This window comes from Mesorhizobium sp. W016 (genome assembly GCF_054719485.1).
Genome location: NZ_JBTTIF010000002.1, coordinates 1,177,734 through 1,204,065 on the forward strand (window position 1 = coordinate 1,177,734; position 26,332 = coordinate 1,204,065).

At 61.3% G+C, this 26,332-nt stretch carries 30 protein-coding genes and 1 tRNA gene; 17 read left to right on the forward strand and 14 right to left on the reverse strand.

Annotation, left to right across the window (positions count from 1 at the left end):
- The first annotated feature begins 163 nt into the window (after nt 1-163).
- From deoC to ACYG9V_RS06275, 4 genes are all read left to right on the forward strand, one after another.
- Nucleotides 164-1,213: a deoxyribose-phosphate aldolase gene (deoC, locus tag ACYG9V_RS06260; RefSeq protein WP_352764811.1), complete on the forward strand. Its 1,050-nt coding sequence runs from the start codon at nt 164-166 to the stop codon at nt 1,211-1,213.
- A 225-nt stretch (nt 1,214-1,438) separates the two neighbouring features.
- Nucleotides 1,439-3,811 carry an aldehyde dehydrogenase family protein gene (locus ACYG9V_RS06265; protein ID WP_352764813.1) on the forward strand — a complete coding sequence of 791 codons (2,373 nt, stop codon included), beginning with the start codon at nt 1,439-1,441 and terminating at the stop codon, nt 3,809-3,811.
- Nucleotides 3,812-4,103: 292 nt separating this feature from the next.
- Nucleotides 4,104-4,835, forward strand: coding sequence for an SDR family oxidoreductase (locus tag ACYG9V_RS06270; protein WP_023695912.1), 732 nt, complete (start codon nt 4,104-4,106; stop codon nt 4,833-4,835).
- A 146-nt stretch (nt 4,836-4,981) separates the two neighbouring features.
- Nucleotides 4,982-5,827: a fumarylacetoacetate hydrolase family protein gene (locus ACYG9V_RS06275; protein ID WP_023752475.1), complete on the forward strand. Its 846-nt coding sequence runs from the start codon at nt 4,982-4,984 to the stop codon at nt 5,825-5,827.
- Between the two features lie 81 nt (nt 5,828-5,908).
- Here the strand turns inward: ACYG9V_RS06275 and ACYG9V_RS06280 are convergent, their stop codons facing one another.
- Nucleotides 5,909-6,928 (reverse strand): LLM class flavin-dependent oxidoreductase, encoded by a 1,020-nt coding sequence (locus ACYG9V_RS06280; RefSeq protein WP_352764815.1) that lies wholly within the window; start codon nt 6,926-6,928, stop codon nt 5,909-5,911.
- 82 nt (nt 6,929-7,010) lie between these two features.
- Nucleotides 7,011-7,208 carry a hypothetical protein gene (locus tag ACYG9V_RS06285; protein WP_155923261.1) on the reverse strand — a complete coding sequence of 66 codons (198 nt, stop codon included), beginning with the start codon at nt 7,206-7,208 and terminating at the stop codon, nt 7,011-7,013.
- 60 nt (nt 7,209-7,268) lie between these two features.
- Between ACYG9V_RS06285 and msuE the strand changes: the two genes are divergently transcribed.
- The 5 genes from msuE to ACYG9V_RS06310 are packed head-to-tail and all read left to right on the forward strand — an operon-like array spanning nt 7,269 to nt 11,961.
- A complete protein-coding gene (msuE, locus tag ACYG9V_RS06290; RefSeq protein ID WP_023683545.1) occupies nt 7,269-7,826 on the forward strand; it encodes an FMN reductase in 558 nt (185 codons plus the stop codon).
- Nucleotides 7,827-7,881: 55 nt separating this feature from the next.
- A complete protein-coding gene (locus tag ACYG9V_RS06295; protein WP_352764817.1) occupies nt 7,882-9,258 on the forward strand; it encodes an LLM class flavin-dependent oxidoreductase in 1,377 nt (458 codons plus the stop codon).
- Between the two features lie 24 nt (nt 9,259-9,282).
- Nucleotides 9,283-10,131 carry an ABC transporter permease gene (locus tag ACYG9V_RS06300; RefSeq protein WP_023711343.1) on the forward strand — a complete coding sequence of 283 codons (849 nt, stop codon included), beginning with the start codon at nt 9,283-9,285 and terminating at the stop codon, nt 10,129-10,131.
- A 42-nt stretch (nt 10,132-10,173) separates the two neighbouring features.
- Nucleotides 10,174-11,172 carry an ABC transporter substrate-binding protein gene (locus ACYG9V_RS06305; RefSeq protein ID WP_023732650.1) on the forward strand — a complete coding sequence of 333 codons (999 nt, stop codon included), beginning with the start codon at nt 10,174-10,176 and terminating at the stop codon, nt 11,170-11,172.
- Nucleotides 11,173-11,196: 24 nt separating this feature from the next.
- Nucleotides 11,197-11,961 (forward strand): ABC transporter ATP-binding protein, encoded by a 765-nt coding sequence (locus ACYG9V_RS06310; RefSeq protein ID WP_023732649.1) that lies wholly within the window; start codon nt 11,197-11,199, stop codon nt 11,959-11,961.
- A gap of 42 nt (nt 11,962-12,003) precedes the next feature.
- Here ACYG9V_RS06310 and ACYG9V_RS06315 read toward each other — a convergent pair whose 3' ends face one another.
- Entirely contained in the window at nt 12,004-12,339 is a 336-nt protein-coding gene (locus tag ACYG9V_RS06315) for a hypothetical protein (protein WP_245260320.1), read from the reverse strand.
- 307 nt (nt 12,340-12,646) lie between these two features.
- Between ACYG9V_RS06315 and ACYG9V_RS06320 the strand changes: the two genes are divergently transcribed.
- The 5 genes from ACYG9V_RS06320 (at nt 12,647) to ACYG9V_RS06340 (ending at nt 16,196) form a co-directional block, all read left to right on the forward strand.
- Entirely contained in the window at nt 12,647-13,861 is a 1,215-nt protein-coding gene (locus tag ACYG9V_RS06320) for a tyrosine-type recombinase/integrase (RefSeq protein WP_352764819.1), read from the forward strand.
- Nucleotides 13,862-14,216: 355 nt separating this feature from the next.
- On the forward strand, nt 14,217-14,444 hold the full coding sequence (locus ACYG9V_RS06325) for a helix-turn-helix domain-containing protein (RefSeq protein ID WP_352764821.1): 228 nt from the start codon (nt 14,217-14,219) through the stop codon (nt 14,442-14,444).
- A complete protein-coding gene (locus ACYG9V_RS06330) occupies nt 14,437-14,844 on the forward strand; it encodes a hypothetical protein (protein ID WP_292565496.1) in 408 nt (135 codons plus the stop codon). Before ACYG9V_RS06325 ends, ACYG9V_RS06330 begins: the two co-directional genes overlap by 8 nt.
- 73 nt (nt 14,845-14,917) lie before the next feature.
- The gene (locus tag ACYG9V_RS06335; protein WP_352764867.1) at nt 14,918-15,340 is read left to right on the forward strand and encodes an HNH endonuclease; all 423 of its coding nucleotides are present in this window, start codon (nt 14,918-14,920) and stop codon (nt 15,338-15,340) included.
- Between the two features lie 601 nt (nt 15,341-15,941).
- Complete coding sequence (locus ACYG9V_RS06340) at nt 15,942-16,196, forward strand: hypothetical protein (protein WP_352764823.1); 255 nt, start codon at nt 15,942-15,944, stop codon at nt 16,194-16,196.
- Between the two features lie 711 nt (nt 16,197-16,907).
- Here ACYG9V_RS06340 and ACYG9V_RS06345 read toward each other — a convergent pair.
- A complete protein-coding gene (locus ACYG9V_RS06345) occupies nt 16,908-17,861 on the reverse strand; it encodes a transcriptional regulator GcvA (RefSeq protein ID WP_352764824.1) in 954 nt (317 codons plus the stop codon).
- Between the two features lie 168 nt (nt 17,862-18,029).
- On the opposite strand from ACYG9V_RS06345, the gene ACYG9V_RS06350 reads away from it, so the two are divergent.
- Nucleotides 18,030-18,164 (forward strand): DUF1127 domain-containing protein, encoded by a 135-nt coding sequence (locus ACYG9V_RS06350; protein ID WP_352764868.1) that lies wholly within the window; start codon nt 18,030-18,032, stop codon nt 18,162-18,164.
- A gap of 29 nt (nt 18,165-18,193) precedes the next feature.
- Here ACYG9V_RS06350 and ACYG9V_RS06355 read toward each other — a convergent pair whose 3' ends face one another.
- The 7 genes from ACYG9V_RS06355 to ACYG9V_RS06385 form a co-directional block, all read right to left on the reverse strand.
- Nucleotides 18,194-18,907 carry a nickel/cobalt transporter gene (locus ACYG9V_RS06355; protein ID WP_352764825.1) on the reverse strand — a complete coding sequence of 238 codons (714 nt, stop codon included), beginning with the start codon at nt 18,905-18,907 and terminating at the stop codon, nt 18,194-18,196.
- Nucleotides 18,908-18,922: 15 nt separating this feature from the next.
- Entirely contained in the window at nt 18,923-19,567 is a 645-nt protein-coding gene (locus tag ACYG9V_RS06360) for a DUF1007 family protein (RefSeq protein ID WP_352764827.1), read from the reverse strand.
- A 90-nt stretch (nt 19,568-19,657) separates the two neighbouring features.
- Nucleotides 19,658-19,789, reverse strand: a complete 132-nt coding sequence (locus tag ACYG9V_RS06365; RefSeq protein ID WP_352764828.1) for a hypothetical protein — start codon at nt 19,787-19,789, stop codon at nt 19,658-19,660.
- An 88-nt stretch (nt 19,790-19,877) separates the two neighbouring features.
- A complete protein-coding gene (locus ACYG9V_RS06370) occupies nt 19,878-20,207 on the reverse strand; it encodes a hypothetical protein (RefSeq protein ID WP_352764830.1) in 330 nt (109 codons plus the stop codon).
- Nucleotides 20,208-20,563: 356 nt separating this feature from the next.
- Nucleotides 20,564-20,998, reverse strand: a complete 435-nt coding sequence (locus tag ACYG9V_RS06375) for a YqaA family protein (protein ID WP_352764831.1) — start codon at nt 20,996-20,998, stop codon at nt 20,564-20,566.
- 7 nt (nt 20,999-21,005) lie between these two features.
- A complete protein-coding gene (locus tag ACYG9V_RS06380) occupies nt 21,006-22,349 on the reverse strand; it encodes a cation diffusion facilitator family transporter (protein ID WP_352764833.1) in 1,344 nt (447 codons plus the stop codon).
- 8 nt (nt 22,350-22,357) lie between these two features.
- Complete coding sequence (locus ACYG9V_RS06385) at nt 22,358-22,639, reverse strand: metal-sensing transcriptional repressor (RefSeq protein ID WP_352764834.1); 282 nt, start codon at nt 22,637-22,639, stop codon at nt 22,358-22,360.
- 188 nt (nt 22,640-22,827) lie between these two features.
- Between ACYG9V_RS06385 and ACYG9V_RS06390 the strand changes: the two genes are divergently transcribed.
- Nucleotides 22,828-23,175, forward strand: a complete 348-nt coding sequence (locus tag ACYG9V_RS06390; RefSeq protein ID WP_352764836.1) for a hypothetical protein — start codon at nt 22,828-22,830, stop codon at nt 23,173-23,175.
- 267 nt (nt 23,176-23,442) lie between these two features.
- Complete coding sequence (locus ACYG9V_RS06395; RefSeq protein WP_352764837.1) at nt 23,443-24,354, forward strand: DUF5677 domain-containing protein; 912 nt, start codon at nt 23,443-23,445, stop codon at nt 24,352-24,354.
- Between the two features lie 173 nt (nt 24,355-24,527).
- On the opposite strand, the gene ACYG9V_RS06400 is transcribed toward ACYG9V_RS06395, so the two are convergent.
- The 3 genes from ACYG9V_RS06400 to ACYG9V_RS06410 all read right to left on the reverse strand — a co-directional run bounded on the left by ACYG9V_RS06400 (nt 24,528) and on the right by ACYG9V_RS06410 (nt 26,232).
- Nucleotides 24,528-25,481 (reverse strand): hypothetical protein, encoded by a 954-nt coding sequence (locus ACYG9V_RS06400; RefSeq protein WP_352764839.1) that lies wholly within the window; start codon nt 25,479-25,481, stop codon nt 24,528-24,530.
- Between the two features lie 109 nt (nt 25,482-25,590).
- Nucleotides 25,591-25,666: transfer RNA gene (locus tag ACYG9V_RS06405), tRNA-Ala, on the reverse strand.
- Between the two features lie 173 nt (nt 25,667-25,839).
- A complete protein-coding gene (locus ACYG9V_RS06410; RefSeq protein WP_023671313.1) occupies nt 25,840-26,232 on the reverse strand; it encodes a TIGR02300 family protein in 393 nt (130 codons plus the stop codon).
- Nucleotides 26,233-26,332 lie beyond the last annotated feature (100 nt).

Genomic DNA, 26,332 nt, shown 5'->3' on the forward strand with positions numbered 1-26,332 from the left:
ACCATGTGGTCAAAATTCAGCTGCTTTTGCCGCCTTTTTCCGTTATGAGCCCTTGAAGGACTCGTGAAGCATCGATTCACGGGCTATCTTCGGTGTGTGTCGCCCAGTTCCGGGAGCAACGACACGCACCACGACGTAAAATCGTCGAGCGAAAGGGCAGGAGATGAGCAGCACAATCCGCGAAGCCGATCTCGGCGGGTCCAAGGTCGCGCCGCTGCCGGCGCGTGCCGCAGCCAACACGCCCGTTCCGCAATCGCATGGCATCGCCCGCAACACCGGCATGCGGCTCGATCTCGGCTTCATGGAATCGGTGCGCTCGGTCAATCGCTCGGCGCTGGAGCGCCGCGTCGCCAGCCTGACCAAGCGTCGTTCGATCAAGGCCGACAACCAGGCGGCATGGCTGCTGCGCGCCGTCTCCTGCATGGATTTGACGACGTTAAATTCCAACGACACCGAAGAGCGCGTCCGCCGCCTGTGCGCCAAGGCGATCAACCCGTTCCGCCGCGACATCGTCGAGGGGCTTGGCATCGAGGGCGAAAAAATCCGGCCGGCAGCGGTCTGCGTCTATCATCCCTTCGTCGCGACGGCTGTTGATGCCGTGCGCGGCACCGGCATCCATGTCGCCGCCGTCTCCACCGCTTTCCCGCACGGCCTTGCGCCGCTGTCGACCCGCCTGCAGGAGATCGAGGCATCGGTGCGCGACGGCGCCGACGAGATCGACGTCGTCATCCCGCGCGGCCTCGTCTTCGGCGCCAAGTGGCAGGAGCTCTACAACGAGATCGTCTCAATGCGCGAAGCCTGCGGCGATGCGCATCTCAAGGTCATTCTCGGCACCGGCGACCTCGCCACGCTGCGCAATGTCATGCTGGCCTCGATGGTGGCGATGATGGCCGGCGCCGATTTCATCAAGACCTCGACCGGCAAGGAAAGCGTCAACGCCACGCTGCCCGTCGGCCTTGCCATGGTGCGCGCCATCCGAGCCTATTTCGAGGAGACCGGCTTTCTCATCGGCTTCAAGCCGGCCGGCGGCATCTCTACAGCCAAGGCTTCGCTCGACTGGCTGGTGCTGATGAAGGAGGAGCTCGGCCGGCCATGGCTGGAGCCAGACCTGTTCCGCTTCGGCGCCTCGAGCCTGCTGACCGATATCGAGCGCCAGCTCGAGCATCATCTGACCGGGCATTATTCGGCCAACCACCGCCATGCGATGGCGTGAGGCGGAGAAGGCCTTGAACGTCGAGTTCCTTCGCGCCTCCCTCTGTCCTGCCGGACATCTCCCCCGATTGGGGAGAGATTGGCTAACGTCGGCGATTTCCCCAATTGTCGACGTTTCAGAGCCGACAGGCGCGAAGGCTAATCTCCCTCCTTGTGGGGGAGATGTCCGGCAGGACAGAGGGGGGCGCCACAGAGCGCCTGCCAAGACGATTATCTGGAGCGCGTCATGAACATTCTCGAACGCTATCACGCCATGGAATACGGCCCAGCGCCGGAAGCCCGCACCGAGGCCGATGCCTGGCTTGCCGGACGCGATTTCGGCAAGGCGCTGTTCATCGACGGCGGCTGGAAGGCAGCAAGCGGCGGCAAGACCTTCGAGACCAGCGAACCCTCATCCGGCAAGCTGCTGGCCAAGATCTCCGATGCCAGCGCCGCCGATATCGACGCAGCCGTCGCCGCAGCCACCAAGGCCTTACCGAAATGGTCGGCACCCTCGGGCTACCAGCGCGCAAAAGTGCTCTATGCCATCGGCCGCGCCATGCAGCGCCATCAGCGGCTGTTCGCGGTGTTGGAATCCATCGACAACGGCAAGCCGATCCGCGAAAGCCGCGACATCGACCTGCCGCTGGCAATCCGCCATTTCATCCATCATGCCGGATGGGCGCAGGCGCTGGACAAGGATTTCCCCGGCCACAAGGGTGTCGGTGTCGTCGGCCAGATCATTCCGTGGAATTTCCCGCTGCTGATGCTGGCCTGGAAGATCGCGCCGGCCCTCGCCGCCGGCTGCACGGTGGTGCTGAAGCCGGCCGAATTCACCCCCCTCACGGCCATCCTGTTCGCTGAGATCTGCGAGCGCGCCGGCGTGCCCAAGGGCGTCGTCAACATCGTCCAGGGTGGACCTGAAGCGGGCGTCGCCATCGTCAACCATCCCGGCATCCAGAAGATCGCCTTCACTGGTTCCTCGGAAGTCGGCAAGATCATCAGGAAAGCCACGGCTGGATCGGGCAAGAAACTGTCTCTGGAGCTTGGCGGCAAATCGGCCTTCATCGTCTTCGAGGACGCCGATCTCGACAGCGCCGTCGAAGGACTGGTCGACGGCATCTGGTTCAACCAGGGCCAGGTCTGCTGCGCAGGCTCGCGGCTTCTGGTGCAGGAAGGCATTGCCGACGCGTTGATCGCAAAGGTCAAGGTCAGGATGAGCCGGCTTCGCGTCGGCAGCCCGCTCGACAAGAACACCGATATCGGACCGCTGGTCGACGCCACACAGCTCGACCGCGTCAAGGGCCTGGTCGCAGAAGGCGCCAGACAGGGCGCCGTCTGCTGGCAGCCCGACGCGGTGCTGCCGTCTTCCGGCTACTACCACCTGCCGACGCTCGCCACCGGTGTTTCGCCGGCAAATATATTGGCGCAGGAAGAGGTGTTCGGCCCGGTTCTGGCCACCATGACCTTCCGCAACACCGAGGAAGCGGTCGAACTCGCCAACAACACGCGCTATGGGCTGGCCGCCTCGGTGTGGAGCGAAAACATCAACCTCACGCTGCATGTCGCGCCGCAGCTGAAGGCCGGCGTCGTCTGGGTCAACGGCACCAACATGTTCGACGCCGCCTGCGGCTTCGGCGGCTATCGCGAAAGCGGCTTTGGCCGCGAGGGCGGGCGCGAGGGCATGTTCGAGTATCTCTCGGCAAAGCTGCCGCTCGGCCCGGTGATCAAGCCGACGGCGGCTTCGGCGCAGCCGGTCGAGCAATCGGATGGCGGCGCCATCGATCGTACCGCAAAGCTGTTCATCGGCGGCAAGCAGGTGCGGCCCGACGGCAATTATTCGCTGGCGATAGCCACTGCCAAGGGCAAGCTCGCCGGCGAAGTCGGTCTCGGCAGCCGCAAGGACATCCGCGACGCCGTTGCCGCCGCCCGCGCCTGCAAGGCCTGGCCGGAGGCGACCGCCTACAATCGCTCCCAGGTGCTATATTATCTCGCCGAAAATCTGTCCGGCCGTGCCGGCGAGTTTACCGCACGCTTGACCGAACTGACCGGCGCCAACGCCAAGGCCGCGCGGGAGGAAGTGGAACAATCGATCGAGCGCCTGTTCCTCTATGCCGGCCTTGCCGACAAGTATGAGGGCAGGGTGCATCAGCCACCGGCCCGCGCCGTCACGCTCGCTTTGCACGAGCCGGTCGGCGTCGTCGGCATCGTCGCCCCGGACAGCGCGCCGCTGCTCGGCTTGATCTCCCTGATCGCACCTGCGCTTGCCATGGGCAACACGGTGGTGGCCGTGCCGTCGGAAAAATACCCGCTGCTCGCCACCGATCTCTACCAGGTGATCGAATATTCCGACGTTCCGGCAGGCGCCATCAACATCGTCACCGGCCGCACGGCGGAGCTTGCCGGCGTGCTGGCCAAGCATGACGATGTCGACGGGCTCTGGCTGTTTGCCGATGCCGACACTTGCGCCAAAGCGGAGGCCGATTCCATCGGCAATCTCAAGCGCGTCTGGACCGGCAACGGCCGCAGCCTCGACTGGGCGTCCGACGAGGCCGCCGGCGATGCCCTGCTGCGCCGCGCCGTCGAAGTGAAGAACGTCTGGGTGCCATACGGCGACTAATGCCGCCGAAGCGCGCTGTGCTTGAGTGAACCATGGCAGCGTGACTCGTTGTCCGGTTGTCATACATGTTGTTGCATCAGAGCAAGCGATGTGCATTACATCAGCCGTCGCGAAGGTGATCGCGTTCGGGCTTGACGCTTGGACATGTGTTCTTTAACCAGAAAAAACATTTGTTATTTAAGGACTGATGGATTGTGCAGGCCGCATAGTCGCGCCTGTCTGGCACAGGACGCCCCAGTCAGCCGGCAGTAAATCGGGCCGAGCAGTGGCCAAAGAGGGCGAGGAGAAACGCATGGCGGATCTAGCAGGCAAGGTCGTTGTCGTCACCGCGGCGGCACAAGGCATCGGCAGAGCGAGCGCATTGGCCTTCGCCAAGGCAGGTGCCATCGTGCACGCCACCGACATCAACGAGGCGCTGCTGGCCGAACTCGCCAAGACCTCCGGCATCAAGACCCGCAAGCTCGACGTTCTCAACGACGATGCGGTGGCATCCGGCTTCGCCGAAATCGGCCGCGTCGACGTGCTGTTCAACTGCGCCGGCTTCGTCCATTCCGGGTCCATCCTCGAGATGAAGGATGCCGATCTCGACTTCGCCTTCAACCTCAATGTCCGCGCCATGATCCGCACCATTCGGGCGGTACTGCCCGGCATGCTGGAGCGCGGCGATGGCTCGATCATCAACATGTCGTCCGTCGCCGGCGCCGGCAAGGGCGTGCCCAACCGCTTTGCCTATGGCGTCTCCAAGGCGGCCGTGATCGGTCTCACCAAGGCGGTTGCCGCGGACTATGTCGCCAAGGGCATTCGCTGCAACGCCATCTGCCCCGGCACCGTCGAGAGTCCGTCGCTGCAGGACCGCATGCATGCGCAGGGCGATTACGAGGCGGCCCGCGCAGCCTTCATTGCCCGCCAGCCGATGGGCCGTCTCGGCACGCCCGAGGAAATCGCCGACCTTGCCGTCTACCTCGCCGGCGCCACGTACACCTCGGGGCAGGCCTATAATATCGACGGCGGCTGGTCGATCTGAGCATAGTCTCGATACGCAGGTTCCGGGTCGACCAGTCCTAAAGTCCGGCTTGCCCCAGGTCGCATCCGTTAGCCAGAGTCGGCCAGTCCTCGTCGCTTTGGCAGAGTGAGTTGAAAACGGCCTTGGGCCGCAATTTGGAGAGCAAGATGAAACTGCTGCGCTATGGCGAGATAGGGAGCGAACGCCCCGGCCTGCTCGATGCGGATGGAACGATCCGCGATCTTTCGGGTCATGTCGCCGACATTGCCGGCAAGGCGCTCGATCCGGCGTCGCTCGATGCGCTATCGAAGCTCGACCCGAAGTCGCTGCCGGCCGTACCCGGAAGCCCGAGGCTTGGCGCCTGCGTTGCCGGCACAGGAAAATTCATCTGCATCGGCCTGAATTATTCCGATCATGCCGCCGAAACCGGCGCCACCGTGCCGCCGGAGCCGATCATCTTCATGAAGGCGAGTTCGGCCATTGTCGGCCCCGACGATGATGTGCTGATCCCGCGCGGCTCGGAAAAGACCGACTGGGAGGTTGAACTCGCCGTGGTCATCGGCAGAAAAGCCAAATATGTCAGCGAGGCCGATGCGCTGGATTATGTCGCCGGCTATGCCGTTGCCCATGACGTGTCCGAGCGAGCCTTCCAGGCCGAGCGCCAGGGCCAGTGGACCAAGGGCAAGAGCTGCGACACGTTCGGTCCGACCGGGCCGTGGCTTGTCACCAAGGACGAGGTTGCCGATCCGCAGAACCTCAAAATGTGGCTGACGGTCAACGGCAAGACGATGCAGAACGGCTCGACCAGGACCATGGTCTACGGCGTCGCCTATCTCGTTTCCTATCTCAGCCAGTTCATGTCGCTGCATCCTGGCGACATCATCTCCACCGGCACCCCGCCCGGCGTCGGTCTCGGCATGAAGCCGCCGGTGTTCCTGAAGCCCGGCGATGTGGTGGAACTGGGCATCGAGGGGCTCGGCCAGCAGAAGCAGACCTTCAAGGCGGATGCCTAGCCGCCTCTTCCCTTAGAGCGTTTCACCGTTTGCCGGCGAAACGGTCTATCTCTTTGTTTGCCGGGCGGCTGGCGCCTCTTGTCAGCGCCAGCCCAGAGCCGGCGCGACGTGCTTCAGGATCGCCTCGATGACGTGGGCGTTGTACTCGACGCCAAGCTGGTTGGGGACGGTCAGAAGCAGCGTGTCGGCCTCGGCGATCGCTTCGTCCTCTTTCAGCTGATCGATCAGCACATCGGGCTCGGCGGCATAGGAGCGGCCGAAGACGGCAAGCTTCTCAGGCTCGATATAGCCGAAATGATCTTCGCTGCTGCCGCCGCCGAAATAGGCGCGGTCGCGGTCGTTCACCAGCGCAAAGATGCTGCGGCTGACCGACACGCGCGGCTCGCGTGTGTGGTCGGCCGCCTTCCACGCCGCGCGATAGGCGCGGATCTGTTCGGCCTGCTGGATGTGGAGCGGCTGGCCGCCCTCATCGAACTTCAGCGTCGAACTTTGCAGGTTCATGCCGAGCTTGCCCGCCCATTCGGCGGTCGCGTTGGTAGCGGCGCCCCACCAGATCCGGTCGCGCAGGCCGGCCGAGAATGGCTCGAGCCGCAGCATTCCCGGAGGATTGGGGAACATCGGCCGCGGATTGGGTTGCGCGAAACCTTCGCCGTGCAGCACATTCAGGAAAACCTCGGCATGATTGCGCGCCATGTCGGCATCGCTTTTGCCGTCCTGCGGCACGTAGCCGAAGTAGCGCCAGCCGTCGATCACCTGCTCCGGCGAACCGCGGCTGATGCCAAGCTGCAGCCGGCCACCGGCGATCAGGTCGGCAGCACCCGCATCCTCGGCCATATACAGCGGATTCTCATAGCGCATGTCGATGACGGCGGTGCCGATCTCGATGCGGCTGGTGCGGGCGCCGACCGCGGCCAGAAGCGGAAACGGCGAAGCGAGCTGGCGGGCAAAATGATGGACGCGGAAATAGGCGCCGTCCGCGCCCAGCTCCTCGGCGGCGACGGCCAGGTCGATCGACTGCAGCAGCGCGTCGGACGCCGAGCGCGTCTGCGATTGCGACGAGGGCGACCAATGGCCGAAGGAAAGAAAGCCGATCTTCTTCATGCGCGCATCCTGTTCTTTGATTCCAGTTGCCTACTTCGTCGCCCACGCGATCGGGTTCAATCGACACTCACACAACGCAGTGTCAATGCCGCCGGCCCTTGACGGTTTCGCAACGATACCCATCGGTGCGCAAAGGACCAAGGCCATGGTCCCCGGCGATGCCTTGCGCGACCGCGTCAGCATCTGCCGCGGCGCTTTTGGGGCCAAATGAACCAACCAAAGGCGATGTACCGCAAACTCCATTCGCTTCAGAGCCCGGTTTTGAAATCTTCTCGCTCATTTAATTCTACAAAATCGGTAGGCTTAATGCGGATAGTGCGTCTGCGAGAAGGAGCCTCGGATGTCAAAAAAGCTGGTGGTGGGGTTGTCCGGCAACCTGACCCGTCCGTCCAAGACGAAGGCATTCGTCAGCCACATCGCCGGTGAGGTGGCGAGCCGGGCCGGCTCGGCTTTGAGCGTTTTCGACATCGAGGATCTCGGCCCGTCCTTTGCGCCTGCAAGACAGCTTGGCGATCTCGATCCGGCGGCGCGCGGTATTATCGAGCAGCTGCTCGGCGCCGACGTGCTGGTGGTCGGCTCCCCGACCTTCAAGGGCAGCTACACCGGGCTGTTCAAGCACTTCTTCGACCTGCTCGACCCGTCGTCACTGCGCGGCAAGCCGATCATCCTGGCGGCAACAGGCGGCGGCGAGCGTCATTCGCTTGTCGTCGAACACCAGTTGCGGCCGTTGTTCGGCTTCTTCGAGGCGCAGACCCTGCCGACCGCGATCTACGCCTCGGACAAGGACTTTGCAGATGGCGTGCTGGTGTCAGAGGCAGTCAAGGCGCGAGCCCGGCAGGCGGTCGCCGAGGCATGCCGGGTGGCCGGCGTGCCCTACAGCGTCGTCCTTGCCGCCTGAAACCACGATCCGCGACGCAATATTCCATCCCGCATAGACCAGAAGGACGCCTGCAATGACTCGAGCCAGCAAGTCCGATAGCAGGCCGCGGCAGATCAAGCTAGGCGCTTTCCTGCCCGGCGGCGGGCAGCATATCGCCGCCTGGCGTCATCCCGATGCGCCGGCCAACGGCGCCACCAATTTCGAGTTCCACAAGCAGCTGGCGCTGACCGCCGAGCGCGGCCTGTTCGACGCCTATTTCCTGGCCGACAACCTGACCGTCGGCCTCGGCGCCCGCGAGGGCGGCAACGCCAAGATCGCCGGCTTCGAGCCGGTGACGCTGTTTGCGGCGCTGGCGCCGCTGACGACGCATCTCGGCTTCATCGCAACGGCGTCCACCACTTATGAGGAGCCTTACACGCTGGCGCGCAAATTCGCTTCGCTCGACCTGTTGTCGAACGGCCGCGCCGGCTGGAACGTGGTGACCTCGGCCGGCGACGAAACGGCACGCAATTTCAACCGCGACGTCCAGCCCAGCCATGCCGAGCGCTATGCCAGGGCGCATGAGCATGTCGAGACGGTTAAGGCGCTGTGGGACAGCTGGGAGGATGACGCCTTCATCCGCGACAAGCAGTCGGGCCGTTTCTACGACAAGGACAGATTGCACGACATCGACCACAAGGGCGAGCATTTCAGCGTCAAGGGTCCGCTCAACGTGCCGCGCCCGGTGCAAGGACATCCGGTTGTCGTACAAGCGGGGCAGTCGGAAGACGGCCGTGGGCTTGCCGCGCACTCGGCCGAGGTCATCTTCACGGCCCATCAGAAGCTCGAGACGGCGCAGGAATTCTACCGCGACATCAAGGCGCGCGTGGCTGAAGTCGGCCGCGATCCCGACCAAGTGCTGATCATGCCGGGCGTCGCGCCCTTCGTCGGCCGCACCGAGGACGAGGCCCGCGCCAAATACCAACAGCTCAACGACCTTATCCTGCCCGAGGACGGTGTTGCGCTCCTCAACGGTCTTGCCGGCCAGACGCTCGACATCAGGGGCTATCCGCTCGACGGCCCGTTGCCGCCGAGCAAGGAAACCGAAGGCATGAAGAGCCGCCAGGCGCTGATCCGGCAGATTGCCGACGAGCACAATTTCAGCATCCGCCAGCTTTACCAATGGGTAGCGACGGCGCGCGGCCACTACACCATCGTCGGCAGCGTCACGCAGGTCGCCGATCAGCTGGAGGAATGGTTCACCAGCGAGGCGGCCGACGGCTTCAACATCCTGCCGCCTTGGCTGCCCGGCGCGCTCGACGATTTCGTCGACCTGGTCATTCCCGAACTGCAACGGCGCGGCCTGTTCCGCACGGCTTACGAAGGCCGCACGCTGCGCGAGAATCTCGGCCTCAGGCGCCCGGAAAATCCATGGACCGTCGCCCGCTCGACCGTCCTTGCCGCCGAATGACCTTGGCATCGAAGGGGTGAAGCAATGACGCTGCAGCACATCGATCGGCAGATCACGGTTCGCCGCAGTGGTGGCGAAACTGGGCTCGGCACCGACTTCCTGAACCTCGGCAGCAAGGCGGCTGTTCGCTTCCTGAAGCGCTACGGCGTGCTTGCCGGCTTCCTGGCGCTCTGGCAGGTGGCGAGCAGCGTCGGCTGGGTCAACGCGGCGGTGCTGCCGCCGATCGACATGATCGTCGTCGCACTCTGGAAGGGGCTTGCCGGCGGCAGCCTGCTCGGCGACATCGCCATCAGCCTGCAACGCGCCGGCATCGCCTTTGCGGCGGCTGTCGCCGTTGCCATTCCGCTCGGCCTGTTCATGGGCCAGGTGCGCCCGGTCGAAACCGCGCTCGATCCGATCCTGCAGGTGTTCCGGCAGACGTCGGCGCTGGCGCTCTATCCGGTGTTCATCCTGCTCTTGGGACTTGGCGAGACCTCGAAGATCTTCGTCATCTTCTGGGCGACGCTGTTTCCGCTGCTGCTCAACACCACCAGCGGCGTCAAGGAAGTCGATCCCAAGCTGCTTGAAATGGCGCGCGTCTATGGTGCGAGCCGGCTCACCGTGTTTCGCCGCGTCGTACTGCCGGGCGCCGTGCCGTCGATCTTCGTCGGCTTGCGGCTGAGCGCCACCACGGCGCTGCTGCTGCTGATCGCGTCCGAGATGATCGGTGCCAACAAGGGCATCGGCTTCCAGGTGATGAACGCGCAGTACAATTTCCAGATCCCGCTGATGTTTGCGGCAATCGTCATCCTCGCCGGGCTTGGCCTGATCGCCAACCAGGCATTGGTCACCCTGCAGCGGCGGCTCTGTCGCTGGAGCAATCCTGTCAACTGAGCAGTCCGCCCCTCACCGTTTACCTCCAGGAAGGACCCGATCATGAAAATCACCCGCCGTTCGCTGCTTGCCGGCGCGCCGCTTGCCGCCGGCCTCATCGCCGCCGGCCTGCCGCGCATGGCCTTTGCGCAAGCCGCAGCCGTCAAGTTCCGCTACCTCGCCAGCCGTGGCAGCATCTCCCCGCACGAGCTGGCCGACGAGCTTGGCTACTTCAAAGGGCTCGGCGTCGAGCTGGAGAATGTCGGCTATTCCTCGGGTGGACCGGAATCGCTGTTTGCGCTGTCTTCCGGCAGCGTCGACATCGGCTCGGCCGCCACCGCGGCGGTGATCAACTCGATCTCCGGCGGCAACGACTTCGTCGCGGCGTATCCGAGCAACGGCATCAACAAGGATGTGAAGAGCGTCTTCTACGTGCTGGAAGACAGCCCGATCAAATCGATCGCCGACATTGCCGGCAAGACCATCTCGGTCAACACGCTCGGCGCTCATCTCGACTATACGGTGCGTGAGGCCCTGCACAGCGTCGGCCTGCCGCCGACCGCCGCCAACCTCATTGTCGTGCCCGGCCCGCAGCTTGAGCAGACGCTGCGCTCGCGCCAGGTCGACATTGCCGGCCTCGGCTACTGGCAGGCGACCTTTGCCGGCGCGCTGGTCGCCAACGGCGGCGTGCGCGGCGTGTTCGACGACACCCAGGTGCTCGGCGAACTCGCCGGCGGCTTCGTCGTACTCAGGCGCGACTTCATTGCCGCCAACCCGGATGCGGCGCGCAACTTCGTCGAACAGTCGGCGCGCGCCTCGGACTGGTCGCGCCAGAACCCGGACGAAGCCCGCAAGGTGCTGGCCACTATCCTCGACAAGCGCGGCGAAAACGGCGATCTCGCCCGCTACTGGACCGGCTTTGGTCTGCGCGAAGGTGCGCAGGCGACCGATCGCGACATCGACTTCTGGGTCGCCGTGCTGGAGCGCGACGGCCGTCTGGCCAAGGGCAAGCTGAAAGCCGCCGACATCCTGTACCGGCCCGGCGAAACCAAGATCAACTGAGCTTTGAAATAGCTGAGAGACAAGATGGCCGGTTCCAACCGTGGCGGAGAGGTCTCGATCCGCGACCTGTCCAAATCCTTCAGCCTCGGCGGGCGCCAGCTTGCCGTGCTGCGGACGCTCAACCTCGACATTCGTTCGGGGGAATGCCTGGTCATCGTCGGCGCCAGCGGCTCCGGCAAGACCACGCTGCTGCGTATTCTGGCCGGGCTGGAGGCGGCCGACAGCGGCGGTGTCGCGATCGACGGCCAGCCGGTGCATGGCGTCGGCGCCGAGCGTGCCGTGATCTTCCAGGAGCCGCGGCTGCTGCCGTGGCTGAGCGTGCTCGGCAATGTCGCGTTCGGCCTCGAAGTGCGCGGTGTTCCCAAGAGGCAGGCCGAGGAACGCGCCCGCTGCTACGTCGCCCTGGTCGGTCTTGCCGAATTCGCCGATGCTTTTCCGAGCCAGCTTTCCGGCGGCATGGCGCAGCGCGTCGGCATCGCCCGGGCGCTCACCGTGCAGCCCGAAATCCTTCTGCTCGACGAGCCGCTCGGGGCGCTGGACGCCATGACCAAGATCGGCATGCAGGAGGAACTGGCGCGCATCTGGAGCGAGGAGAACGTCACCATGGTGATGGTCACCCACGATCTGGAGGAGGCGATCTATCTGGCTGACCGCGTGCTGATCCTGCCCAAGGAGAAAGGCGGCGCGGCGCGGTTGATCGACATCGACCTGCCACGCCCGCGCGAGCGCAGCGAGAGCCGCTTCGTGCGCTATCGCGAAGAACTGCTGCGCGAATTCGGCCTGCACTGATCGGGGCAGGCGCGAACCGTAGGCTGACACTCGCTCTCGCGATTACTGCTTGGTGAACGTGCCCGTATAGGTGCGGTCGGCAAGCCCATAGGTGACGGCCAGCGTTCCGTCCGCCTGAATGACCGCGCTGACGTCCGCGCCATTGGGAAGGCGCCGCAGTTTCAGCGTGTTGCCGAAAATCTTGCCTTCGCCATCGGCCACGCCCGGTTTGTTGTCGCCGACATCGCCCCAGGCATAGGTGGCGGTGACATTGCCGCCGCGCGTAATCGTCAGCACGGCGAGCTTGCCGTCATACATCCCGTCCAGCTGTCCGCCCCATATGCCGGAAAACGCGACATATTTGGCCGGGACGCCTTCGCCGGGCGGCATAACCCGCACGGATGGATCGAGGACCGCCGCACCATCAGGAGCAGAGATCGCGGCAGGCTCCATGGGCTGAGGTGCGGGCGGCGATGATGGTTCAGGCGCCGACTGGCAGGCGACAAGCATGAATGCCGCGAAACCGAGCGTCGGAAAGAGACTGTTTGGTGGAGCCAATCTCCGCATAACACATGTCCACGCTCGCTTCAATCGGTCCAAGTAACCCAAAAAAATCAGCATATTAACCCCTTCCAGCGTCTAGCTACGTCCATCGCTATCCGATAATATCCCTAACATTGGTTAGGGATATTGTTAGGGTTGGCTGATGGCGAGGGAACTGAATAAACTAACAGATGCGAAATGCAAAGCGCTCTCAAAGCCCGGCCTTCACGGCGACGGTGGAGGGCTGTATCTGAACGTAAAGACTGGCGGCGCGAAGTCATGGGCCTTCATTTGGCGGGAGGGTCGGCGGCGGCGCGAAGGCGGGATAGGTGTCTATCCTGCCGTAAAGCTCGCGACAGCGCGCCGGACGGCAGCAGAATACAGGGAGGCGATTGCGGAAGGCCGCGACCCTATCGCCGAACGAAAGCGCCAAAAGGCGGAGCCGACCTTCGGGGAGGCCGTGACGCTATTCCTCGCCGACAATGAGGCCGCTTGGCGAAACGAAAAGCACAAATACCAATGGGGGCAGACGCTCGGCGACGCCTATTGCAAGCACATGCGACCGATGAAGGTTTCGCAGATCACGACCGACGACGTTCTCAAAGCTCTGCGGCCGCACTGGAATACCAAGTCGGAGACGGCAAAGCGCCTTATGGGTAGGATCGAGCGCGTCTTAGCGTTCGCGAAAGTCAAAGGTTGGCGCACGGGCGACAATCCGGCGGCGTGGCGAGGAAACCTGGATGCGCTGTTGCCGAAGCGAAAGAAACTTCTTGCGCGCGGCCATCATGCGGCGATGGCCTACGCAGACGTGCCGGCGTTCATTAAGTTGCTTCGCGGGCAGGATGCCATTTCCGCGCGTGCCCTCGAATTTGTAATCCTCACGGCGACGCGCTCGGGTGAGGCGCGCAACGCGATGTGGAGTGAGTTCGATCTTGATGCCGCCCTCTGGACCATACCGGCGAAGCGGATGAAGGCGGGAAAGGAGCATCAGGTGCCGCTCTCTGACCCAGCGCTCGCAATCGTCAAGGCGCTTCACGATATCGGCGCGGCGGAAGACGTTGACTATGTGTTTCCCGGCTACCAGGGCAAGCCACTCTCTGACATGGCCTTCAAGCAATTGATGAAGCGCATGAAGGTCAACAATTGTACGACGCATGGCTTCCGATCGTCGTTCAGGGATTGGGCCGGAAATGAAACGGAAACTCCCCGCGAGGTCGCAGAGCACGCCCTTGCCCACATCGTCGGCAACGCAGTGGAGAACGCCTATCGCCGCTCCACCGCGCTAGACAAACGCCGCAAGCTCATGGACGAATGGGCCGGCCATCTGTCGACAACACAAGACGGCAATGTCGTGAAATTCAGCCGCAAGAAAGCTTGAGGGGTGGGGCGGTATATTCGATCTCCTTCGAGATCACGCACCGTATTGCCGACCTTAGCTGATGGCCTATATTTAGGCCACGTCGGTATGATGAAGTCCAACGCCGTTTTTTGTTGGTTGACTTTGGTGTGTGAGCCTGATATCAGCTTTTAATGCACACGGGAAATTCCGCCCGTTAGGCTCGGTTGCTGTCGCTTCCGGGCCTTTTTTGTGCCCAACCGCCAAGCCGCCCTAGTCTGAAAGCTTCGGCGAGCCTGTCCCTTCATCCACCACGCCCGGTCCCGCGCCGGGCTTTTTTTTTGTTTTGCACGCTGCCCTTCGGCGAAGGGCGGCGCGCTTCCATTTGGGGAAAACTATGATCAACGAAACCACAAACCGCAGCCCTGCCATCCGCCTCTACAGCATTCCGCAGGCAGCTAAGGTTCTAAGCATTAGCCGATCGACACTCTACAGCCTGATAGGCGCTGGAAAGGTCAAAGCGGTCAAGCTTGGGAAGCTGGCGCGCATTCAGAATATCGAGGTCGATCGCTACATTGCGACGCTTCCGGAAGCGGAAATCGGCGGAGGTCGGGCGGATGGCTAATCGAGTTTCCGGCGGCAAATCCGACAAAGGGGCGACGGGGGCGAAAAGTGGCGTCATGGGCCGCCCCCGCGCCCTTGAAGCCGATGACAAGACCTTAGCGTCCATTCGGGCGCTTTCTCAGATCGATGCGACAGAAGAGGAAATGGCGGCGGTCTTGTGCGTGGCGTCTTCTACGTTTCGCGAGTTCAAGAAGCGCGAGCCGGAAGTCGCAGGCATCATCGAGCGCGGTCGCGCGGAGGGACGGGTTTCTCTCCGTCGCACCATGCGGCGCATGGCCGAAAAGAACCCGGCGATGGCAATCTTCCTCGCAAAAAACAAGCTCGGAATGGCGGACAAAGTCGATGCCACCGGAACGCGGGAAATTGCGATCTACATCGACGCCGAAGATGCGGAGTGTTGAGCCGATGAAGAAATTTGTCGATCCAAACCACCCTTACCGGGTTCGCAGGCGTAGAGCACCAAAGGGCGCGCCGATGGCGTTCATAGAGCGCGCATTGCTGACCGAAACCGACCATTGCATTGAGTTCCCCTTCTGCCGCAACGCAGACGGCTACGCGCGGCTCAAGTGTGAAGGGAGGGACGTATACGGTCACGTCATCGTGTGCGAGCGCGCCCACGGGCAGCGCCAGACGCCGGAAAGCGTTGTAGCCCATAGATGCGGCAACCACGCCTGCGTCAACAAGAGGCACGTTAGGTGGGCTACCCCGGCCGAGAACACAGCCGATAGGGTGGGCCACGGGACTAACCGGCCAACCAAACTTCCTAAGCACGCGGTCCACTTCATCGGCAAAGAGCTAGTGCACGTCATGCGCTATCGGGACATTGCCATCATGCACGGCGTCTCCGGCTCGACGATAGCCAGCATTGCGAGGAAGGCCGCCGGAGGGCCTGGGTAGATGGCTCGAAAAAATCACATCAACGGCCTATTCGCCCGAGTAAGCGAGGCGAACTTCCGCAGGCACTTCAGGTCGATGTCGCCGCTCTCGCTTCACGCGTACCTCGCTATAGAATTGGCGTATTGGCGAACCAACGGGACGAACCCGATGGAAATATCGAAGGTGTGGCTGGCCGAAGCGACTGGATGCAGCCAAAGGACCGCGCCCAAGCTCATAGCGGAGCTTCGCGAGGCCGGATTTCTTCAGGTTGTACGGCAGGGCAAGCTTAGGGGCGGGCCTCGATCGTCGCGGGGTTCATGGTATCGCCTGGCTTGGCTGGAGGAAAAATCCAACGGTGCAGAATATGCACCGTCAACGGTGCGAAACATGCCCCATAAGCGGAGCAAGATATGCACCGTTGAAAATCCGCTGAAGCAAGTTGCCGGCGAGGCCGGCAATCACATGGACGCCAAGCCTTTGAGGCGTCTAGCGTGAGCCGCATTTCGAGAGAGCTCCAGGACGGACGTTATAATTACTCTCATAACTCCAGATACAGACAGCAGTGAATGGAGTGGCATGAATGCGCGCTTCAACTAAGCAGCGGCGACGCGGAGGCTTGACCATGTCGAGTGGCTCCATTGAAAACCCCAGCCAGTTCGCCACGTCGGACGCGATTGCGAGATTTGCCGAGTTCGAAAGGGCGGAGTGGTCTAATGACGGGTGGCGTGCCCAACTTCTGGAAAAGGCAATCGGCGGCGACGTTGACGCCTTGATCGTCGCGGGTGTTATGCGGCTGGGACAGAGGCCGAACAGCCGGGAGGCGCTTGAAGCGCTGGCGAAGGTTACGGCGAACAAAGACGGCGAACGACGCAAGTAGCATGCGAGCGCGTAGGTCGGCGAGCTAATCGCGCGTCGGCTTTAGTTGGCCCATATGGGAGCGGCATCAGGACGCCGGCCGGATGCGAAACACGCGGTTGCTCGCTCCGCAATGCGCCGAAAGGAGAAATGCTCTGTGCAGGCTCCCCTGGCCTTGTCCGCTGGTAGCGCACATCGTTCGGGACGAGGGGGTCGCAGGTTCAAATCCTGCCACTCCGACCAGAAAAAACAGACACTTAGGTGTCCGTTTCTCCCGAGACCGCACAGATTTCCCCACAGAAAAGAGGAAAAACCTCTGGCTGCTTGGTGTAGTGCGCAGGCGCATGCGTCGCCTCAGCAGCGTTCAGTCACCGACGGTTGTCGGATGACTGCAATGGGCCGGAAGCGGTCCGTCAGCCTTCGGGATAATCGCGTCGATAAGCCGCCGTTCCGCTTCTGATGCTGTGGACGGCTCTCCTCCGCCTCGCGCTCCAATCGCGGGCTAGAGCTGGAGGAGAGCTGAGATGGACAATTACGACGATTGGTCTGGATATTGCGAAGTCAGTGTTTCAAGTCCACGGCGTGGGTACGGCGGGCGAGGTTCTCGCGTTCGTTCGAATTACCCTTTGCGGCCGGCAACCCGACGTTCGCCCGTCGCAAAAGTCAGTCGAAGAAGTTGAGCCTTGGCGAGTAACGTTTGCGGCTGCTTGGCCTTCGCGAGGAAGCAATAGGCCTATGGAGCGAGCGTCTTGAGACGGCGCAGATCATCAGCGGCCTCGGCCAACAGCCAGTCGCGGAATGTCGTGATTTTGGGGAGCATTGACGTCGCCTTGGGGCAAACGATCCAGTAGCTCTTGGACAATCGTAGCGTCGTGGCGAACGGTCTTACGAGGCGGCCGTTGATGAGGTCCCAAGCCGCAAGTGTGGTGCGGGCGAGTGCGACGCCCTGGCCGTCGATAGCGGCGTCTATGACCATGCTGGCGCGGTTCAAGACCGGTCCGTGGGAGAGTTCGGCATGGACCACGCCAGCGGCCTCGAGCCATTCCGACCAGTCCTTTCGGTCATCAAGATGCAGCAACGGAAATTTCAGCACATCGGACGGCTCGCGCATCCGCTGGTGAAGTTTGGGACTGCAGACCGCGAACAGTTGCTCGGAGCACAGGCGTACAACATCATGACCCGCCCAGTTGCCATCGCCATGCCGCACGGCAAGATCGACGTCCTCTCTTGCGAAGTCGACGTGATGCATGGTTGCGGAGATCCTGAGATCGATGTCCGGATGCGTTTCTGCAAACCTGCCAAGGCGGTTTACCAACCACTTGGCGGCAAAGTCGGGCGACGTGCTGACCGTCAGCGCTCCGGCCTGAGATAGATGCTGGATGCGTTGCGTACCGAGAGCGATACGGTCGAAGGCATCGCGCACGACCTCCAGATAGGAGAGGCCCGCCCGTGTGATGCTGAGCTTTTGGCGTTCGCGATCGAACAGCCTGATGCCCAATTCGAGCTCGAGCGCCTTCACCTGATGGCTCACCGCGCCCTGCGTCACGGAAAGTTCGTCTGCCGCCCTGGTGAAGCTCTCGTGGCGCGCCGCCGCCTCGAAGGCTTTGAGGGCGTTGAGTGAGGGCAATCGGCGGGCCAATTTTCGCACCATGTCATGAGAAAAATTGGGCCAAGCACGAGAAACCATGCTTTGCGCCCGTGGGCAGATTGGAGCATTTCAGCGCCACACGTCAACATGGATGCCGCGAAAGGATGAGAAATGTTCCATCACCCGCTGACTGAAGGGCGGAGGCCTTCGTCGTCACTGCCGACACATGTCCGTCACATCATCAACAATGTGACAGGACCGATTGTGATGGTATCGCGCTGGATACAACGCCACTGCCAACGCAAACAATTGGCCGAGCTCGAAGACCATCAGCTTGTAGACTTGGGCCTGAGCCGTACCCAGGTTCGGAACGAATGCGAAAAATGGCCTTGGCAGGCCTAATTCTCGACCCGCCCCGGGTCGCGGTCGGATCAGCGAAGCAAGATTTCATGGATTGCCAGGGCGACGAGAGCCGCACCAGCGAACCCTTCTATAGTTCGCGTAATCGCATCGAACAGGCGCGGCCGGCTCTCAACGAAATGCATCAGGCTTTCGCGGAGCAGTATGGAGAGGACCGCCACACTGCAAAGAGTGATCGCCACCCCTATCATCATCGTGCCGGCAAACAGCAGACCGGCCACCGGTACGCCGCGTACGATTGCGAACGTCATGACGAATAAGGTAAGCGGACACGGAACCAGTCCGGCCATCACGCCAACCACCTCGCCCTCGTGTTTGTGGTGATGGCGGTGGCGCAGAGCGCGCCAAACCATCCAAGCGCCTATCAAGCCAAGGAGACCGCGACTGATGTCTTCGAGCAACGGTGCCCTGCCGACACTGCCAAGCGCGATCGAAACCAACGGCAGCGAGAGAACCGCAATCAGCACGGCGATCGTCACATGGGTGAAAGAGAGCGTCAGCGAGACCAATAGCCCGCGCGCAACCTTTGCCTCCGATCCAGCGAGATAGGTCGCCAACACCGCTTTGCTATGGCCCGGCGTCAACGCATGCGCCACACCGAACAGAACGCCCATTGGCAGAAAGGTCATAAAGGCCAGCCAGCCGCCGCCGGCCGAAAGCAGTTTGATCTGCTCGGCCAGCGTCAGGTAGATCGTGCGCTGGAATTCGACGAGGGTCTGGAACATCGCCATCGAACCGGCTTACCCGCAGGTCAGTTCGAGGCGCGTCGCGAAAATCTTGCCGAGATCAGTTCCCGTAGGATCACTGAAGAACGCATCTGTCAGGCTTTTCTGGTTCTGCGCGATCGCCGTGTTCGGATCGGGACGCACGACGGCGCGTGCGCAGCCTTGCGGCAGATCGCCCACGGCAATTTTGTCGTCGTCCGTGAAATCGATCGCCGTGTAGAAAGTCGGGTCGTAGACGCCGATGTTCACCTTGCCGGCGAGCGGCAATTTCTCTTTCGGCTGCGTCTCGAACTGAATGACGAGTTGATCGTTTTCATAGCTGATGATGAGCTTGCCCGGCGGCGCCATTGCCACGTCCTTACCGTCAACGGTCACCCACTGAAAATAGTTGTACTCGGCCAGCGATGCATGGATCGTGACAGCGACCTCATCGAGTTCCTTCTCGTCAAGAACGAGATCGGAATTCTTGTCGAATTCCATCAGCACTGTGCTGGAAAAGAGATCGTCGAAGCGCCAGAGATGCCGAAGCGACTGAACCGTCCGGTCAGGACCGACGGTCAGGTCAAGCCGCGCCTCGGCGAAGACATGCGGATGTGCGCTCGCGGCCGCAGCGGAAGCGAGCCACAGTATCGCACCTGAACCTATGCCCGCCAGTCGCATTTTCGCTCGCACTTCTAGTCGTTCCGGGCCTGGCAGGACACCTGCCATTGCAAGCAGGCCGAAATGGGACGGTCATCTCTGAGGGATCGATCAGGCCTGTGTCGCTTCGTACAAGGAAGCACCCACAAAATCGCCCTTCAGCCAGTGATTGATAAGGATCACCGCGACGCCGGCGAGGAAGGCCAGCACTATCATCCAGATTATCTTTTGCAGATCGCTCAATTTCCTACTCCATCGATGCCGAGGAAGGGCTCTAGGGCGAGTTCCCTTTCGAGAGTATCACTCCCCCCGGCTACATTGCTCACACTGATTAGTCATCGGCTGTGGAGCTGGCAATAATCCTGTCCGATCTGATCCGGGACCTCGGCCACGTCAAATGGACGAGTTGCTTACGATTGCCGGCAATCAATGTGTAGAGCTTGGAAACTCGCGTTGCATTTCTCTCCTCACCGATTTTTTCGGCGTCGGTTCGTGCCAAGAAACGCTCTTCGAAGGCCGCGCGATCGATGTTGTATAGCGTGATGGAGCATGTCTGCACGGCCTTGCCGCTCAATGTGGCTTTTGCCACCGCGATCATGGTTTGGGCCGGAATGTCGTTGCTGGTCGCTACCCATCCCTGGATGACGTCTGCGATACCCATAGATGGGAAATCGTCGCTACGGAGTGGAGCCCACCCAAGCTTCTCGGCCGCAGCGACGGTTCGTTCGAAGTCAGGTCCATGGGCAAGGCAAGTCCCGCGGAAAAGCCTCCAACGCCAGATCGACATTGTCGGCATATACCGGCGTCGATGTGAGGCATACGCCTGTGAGTGCGAGGGCGAAGAGGGCTTTTGACATATCAGTTCCACCCAAGGCTGGAGGCAGCCTATGCAATCAGGATGGACCTTTTGTCATCGTCGTCAAGCAGCTCTAAGAACGGTACTGGCAAGGACGTTAAGCGGTGTCGAAATGATCCGCTTGCACGGATATATTTTTCGGCCCGACCTAGGCCGTCAGGTCAAATTACCTTCAGCGTCACAGCGGCGAGAACAAGATAGCGACCGACCTTGGCGATGGTGACGAGCAGCAGGAATATACCTAATGGTTCGCGCAAGGTTCCTGCAACTACCGTTAAAGGATCGCCGACAACCGGTAACCAGCTCATCAGAAGCGTCCATTTTCCATAGCGGCGATACCACCGTTGTGCACGCTCCAGTCCCGCCTCATTCACCGGAAACCAAGGCCGGTCGCGAAAATGTTCCAAGCCGCGCCCGATCAGCCAGTTGACGACCGATCCGAGCACGTTGCCGACGCTTGCCACCGCGATCAGAAGCCAAGGCGAGTAATCTGCGAGCAGCAACCCGACGAGCGCCGCTTCCGATTGCATCGGCAGGATGGTCGCGGCGATCAAGGCTGCGAAGAACAGGCCTGCATAAACAGCAAGATCGACCATCGAACCGCTAGTGATGGTGGCCCTCGGGTTCGACCATCTTGAACGGCAATTCCTGCTGTCGATCCTTTGCCACCAGGATCAGCTTCGCCTGAAACTCGTGAGGCTCGGCCGGCGCCACGGTGCTCTCAAGACGATGGTGATCGCCGGCAACAGATTGCAAAGGCAGCGTCTCCGGGCCACCAGGCCGGTCGATAATCACGGTAGCCGTCAGATCATCGGCGTGCCGATCGACCGTAAGACGCATACGTTCCCCATCGGCCGTATCAACGATTTCCAACGTCCCCGTGGCCAGATCGCAGGCAACCTTGAAAGGCTCCGGCGCATGATGATGACCAGCATGCGCCCCTTCCACGCGCTGCGCACCGACGACAGTTGAGCTCTCCAGCCGAACATTCGCTTCAGCCAACGCCGGCAGGTGGGCGAACAGCTCTTCCTTCAGCGCTTCGGTAACGCTGACGATCTCTTTTGCTGTCACTGCATCCGCTACACTGATGGCGACGTCGGCATGCAGGAGATGACCGATCCAGCGTGCCTGCACGCTATGGACACGCTCGATGCCGGATACGTGCTCGGCAGCATGATAGATTTCGTCGACGATGCCGGGCTCGACACCGTCGAGCATGCGGGTCAGCACGGCCTTCGAAGACTGCCAGACGATGGCGAAGATCGCCAGGGTGATGAGCAGTCCGATGATCGGATCGGCAAGTGGAAAGCCCAGCCATACACCGATGGCGCCCAGCACGACGGCAAGGCTGGTAAAGCCATCGGTGCGCGCATGATAGCCGTCGGCGATCAGCGCCGCGCTGTTGATCTCGCGGCCGACACGGATGCGGAACACCGCGACGACCTCATTGCCGATGAAGCCTATGAGGCCGGCGATGGCGACCCAGCCAAGAAATGCGATAGGTCGCGGATCGATCAGCCGGTCGATCGCCTCGTAGCCGGCGACGATGGCGCTAAAGAGGATGATGAGGACGATGATGATCCCGGCCAGATCCTCGACCCGACCGAGGCCGTAGGTGAACGTCTTGCTCGGCTTGCGTCGGGCCAGCACGAAGGCGACCCAAAGCGGGATAGCGGTGACCGCGTCGCCGACATTGTGGATTGTGTCGGCCAGCAGCGCCACGCTGCCCGACATGAACACGACCACGAGCTGAAGCGCTGCGGTGATGGCCAATATCACGAATGACCATTTGATTGCCCAGATACCCCGGTCGGTCGTCGCGATTGTCGGATCGATGACGCCGTGCGTGTGGCCATGGCCACCGGCATCGCCGTGATCGTGACCATGGCCGCCGAACCCTTGTGTCATGGGACCGAAGCCGAACCAGTCGCGTATCTTGTCCATCATAGCGCTTCTCACAGGTACTTGGTGATGTCCTTGAATTCGTCGATCGAGCGGCGCTGCTCGCGTCCCAGCGGTCCGACGGCGTCTTCAAGGCAATGGTTGAGATGATCCTGGATCAGCGTCTTCTTGGCCTGCGAAATGGCCTTCTCGACAGCATGAAGCTGCTGGGCGATGTCGAGGCAGGGCCGGCCTGCTTCGATCATTTCGATGACGCCTTTGAGATGGCCATCCGCCCGCTTCAAGCGCTTGACGATATCAGGATGGGTTTCGTGGATGTGTGGCTGCTCGCTCATGGTGTGTTTCCTATCCCCCTGGATAGGATAAGGCAACATCAACGTTGCCTCTATTCCGATGCACATCACGCGATAGAACGATGCCGCCAGCCGCCATTGGCCCCATCCTGTTCGGTCAAGGAACCTTCGACGACGGTCAATGCGATCGGCGATCTTTCCGAAATAGGTCTAGCGTTTTCTGAAAAGACGTGCCCTCCCTCGACGCCATGAAAGGCATCGAACTCAGAATGCGCACCGAAGACCAAATACGGTATTTGCGCGACCAAGAAACACACATCCGAGCCAGCGAGTTCTGGCGCGGCAAGCCTAAGGGCGCTGAAGCGGCCGTGCGGAGGCTTTATCTGACAGGGGCCGGTGATTGCGGCGGTTCGTCCTGGCCGTCCAATGCATTGCAAGACCGGATCGACGCCCGCTTCGCGGCCGAACGCACAGTGGAGCGCAAATTTCAGGTGTTGTGGAAACGCGACCCGGAAAGAGCGCGGTCGATCGACTGGCAACGGCTCGATGAGCCGGAAGAGCAAGTCGCCCAATTGTAACGGTCATAAATCGATGGAAAGTCGTGTGGAGCCTCTTTTCAGGAGCGGCGCCTGCGAAGACGGAGACAAGCAGTCGCCAAATGATCACTAGCGACGTCTGGCGTTCGGCTTCTGAAGAAGGCAATCAGCGGCGACGTTGATGCCTTGATCGTCGCGGAGTTATGCAGCTGGGACAGAAACCGGACAACCAGGAGGCGCTTGACGCGCTGGCGGCGGTAACGGCAAGCAATAGCGTCAAGCGGCGTGCGTAGGGAAGGCAAAATCAACGTGGCAAACCCCGACGATGAAAAGGCTTCCCCATTTCGGGTGATTGATCGGGTGGACGTTAGTCCAGAGCGGATTGCTAGCTTCAAGAGCGAACGTGACTATGTGGGGCTTGGGCTCGACCTCATGATCGAGGCAGGCAGCTACATCACTATTGCCGCCTGCATCCTAGGTTCCGACGGTACCTGGACCCGCGATCAAGCTGTCATCGGCGGCAACATGGTGCGGCTCTACAAGCTATTTTCGGCCATGCTGGATCAGACGGTGCAGCACCGCCGTGAAACCAGCTTCATTCTTGCGCGCCTTGCCTTCGAGACAATCGTGGCGATCCGCTTTTTGTTGCAAGAATACGGTCCAGAACTGGTCGACAGCTACGTGAAGCATTCACTCGATCATGAGCGCCGCCTGCTGGCTGCAATGGAGCAAAACATCTCTGCTCGCAGCGGCCTCACACTGCCGATCGAGGATCGCATGCGACGGTCTATCGACCGAATTTTCAGAAGCTCGGCCCTCACGCTCCAGGAACTTCCTGCGAAAAGGGAACGGGATTGGGGGGGAAAAAACCTGTACCAGAAGGCCGAAGCCGTTGGGCTTGCCGACGCCTATCTGGGGATGTTCGCCGGTGCGTCGCAAAATGTCCACGGCGCATGGGGCGATCTCTATGCCCATCACCTTGAGACTGAGGGCGACGGGCGTTTCACCCCGAACATCCGATGGAACCTACCTCGCCCTCAGCTACTGTACAGTGTCGCCATCCTGAGCTTGGAAACCGCCGAGTACTTCGCGTTTTTCATGGGTGGGCAGGGGACCGCCGACTATCTTATCCCTCAGTTGGACGATCTACACGACCGGCTCATTGCAGCCGATCAAGCTCATGAGGCCTATCTAAACAGCAAAACTTGGCCGGCAGTTTAGCAGACCTCAATTGCGATCCTTGAGAAGGTGGGGTCGGCCGCAGCTATGGTGTTGGGACGAACGCGCTCGGCTTGTCAATGACGGCGCCCAATACGGTCAGTGGTTGAGTTCTCAACCATTGGCGAGGTCAGATGCGGAAACCCTCGCCATCCTGCCGGATATGTCGGCGTAGGTCAGTCCTCCGTTTGATGGCCGTCGTCGTCAGGATGCATGAGTAGCTGGTGATCCAAGAGGAAACCGAACATCCGTCGATAAAGGCTGCCAAAGCGCTCAATCTCTTCGTTGCGCTTCAATCGTTCGGTTTGAAACAGAGGCAGCCATTCCCAACTTGCATACCTCGGCTGACCGCCCATCGCGAACGAAAGCCAAAGCAAGTGGATCAAGATCGAGCGGAACACGCCTACAGATGCGGCCAAGGGCAACGGGAAAATCCCATAACTCTCATATTCGCCGTCCGGGTGCCCGAAAGCCGTCGAAAGCCCGGCCGTCACTGTCGGGTGAAGCAGTTCCGAAGCTGCTAGCTCCGCATCTTCCCTTAGTAGGTCGACAATTGTAATTGATTGGCGGCCAAGTTCGCCAGCGATGAAGGTTGAAACCTTCGCCTTGGCCTTATTTTTGCTGACGTGTCGGTGCCAAAACTGATTGGCAGCATCGGGTTCAATCGCCCCCACAAACTCTGTTGTGACCTCGCGATCGAGAGTGCAGCAAATCAGAACGTCGACGTGCTCCAGAAAACCTCGCGTAAGCGCCCTCGCCTGAAGATCGAAACCGATTTCGACCAGTTCGATAATAGCCCAAAGGTCGTTGGCTAGACGTGAAAAGAATGCCAGCCCCGCTACCTGTTCATCGAGTGGCTGTCCCTCATTCTCTTCATCCGCAAACTCTTCGACAATGCCGGCCGCTATGAAGCTTAGCCACGAGGCAGCAATGTTGGCGCACCGATGAAGGATAAAGAGCTCAGGATCGGCACCGGCCAGCTTCTCAAATTGTCCCCGCCGCCTAATGAGCCCATCCACCTCCTGGCTCTCGCGGTCACTGGCTGCTCGGCCACGATAGTAGGCCGACAAGATTGCGTCCTCAAACTCCCGCTTTGTGTCATCGCGAGAACCGGAGGTTGGCTTGGTCACGCGGAGGCTCCTATTGTCAGCAGAAACCGTCCGAGTTAGGGTTTTAGTTAGGGTCGGCCGCGCCCATTTCCAAAAACCGCATTTCTATCAACCAGATAGAAGGACTGTTTGGTGGAGCCAATCGGGATCGAACCGACGACCTCTTGAATGCCATTCAAGCGCTCTCCCAACTGAGCTATGGCCCCACTCCGGCAGTCAGCCGTCGCCGTTGCCGGCGAGAGGTCCGGCGCGGGTTTCAGGACCGCGCCGTTTAGTGCAGGCGGCTTCTAACCCCGCCTTCCCTGAAGATCAAGCCTTCGAGGGCCGCTTTTTCGTCATAGCCCGTGAACGCCGCTAAATGCATGCGTTCGAAGCGTTCTTAGACTTCGTCGTCGTCGTCGCCGACGCCGATCATGTCGGCGACATCGTCGTCTTCTTCCTCTTCGTCGGCAAGGAAAGTATCGTCCTCATCGTCGCCTAGATCGACATCGTCCTCGTCGTCGCCCAGGTCGGGAAGCTCGTCGCCGGCCTTGACGTCTTCGTCGGCCTCTTCAAGCGAGACGACTTCAACGCCTTCTTCTTCCTCGGCGTCCACTTCCTTCTCGGCCACTTCCTCTTCCTCTTCGAGGGCGGCGATCTTGCCGTCCTCGAAATAGGAACGCGGATACGTCTTGCCCGTATAGGGCGAGACGACAGGGTCCTTGTTCAGGTCGTAGAATTTTCGGCCCGTTTCAGGGTCGACACGCTTTGTGCCAAGTTCGTTTTTTGCCACGTCAAGCCTCGTCAGTAAAAGAGTGGTCCCCTTAACCACAGTTTACCGCGCTGTCAAAGCGAAAAGCCGGCGTCACAAAACCAAGCACTGAAAGGCCTCG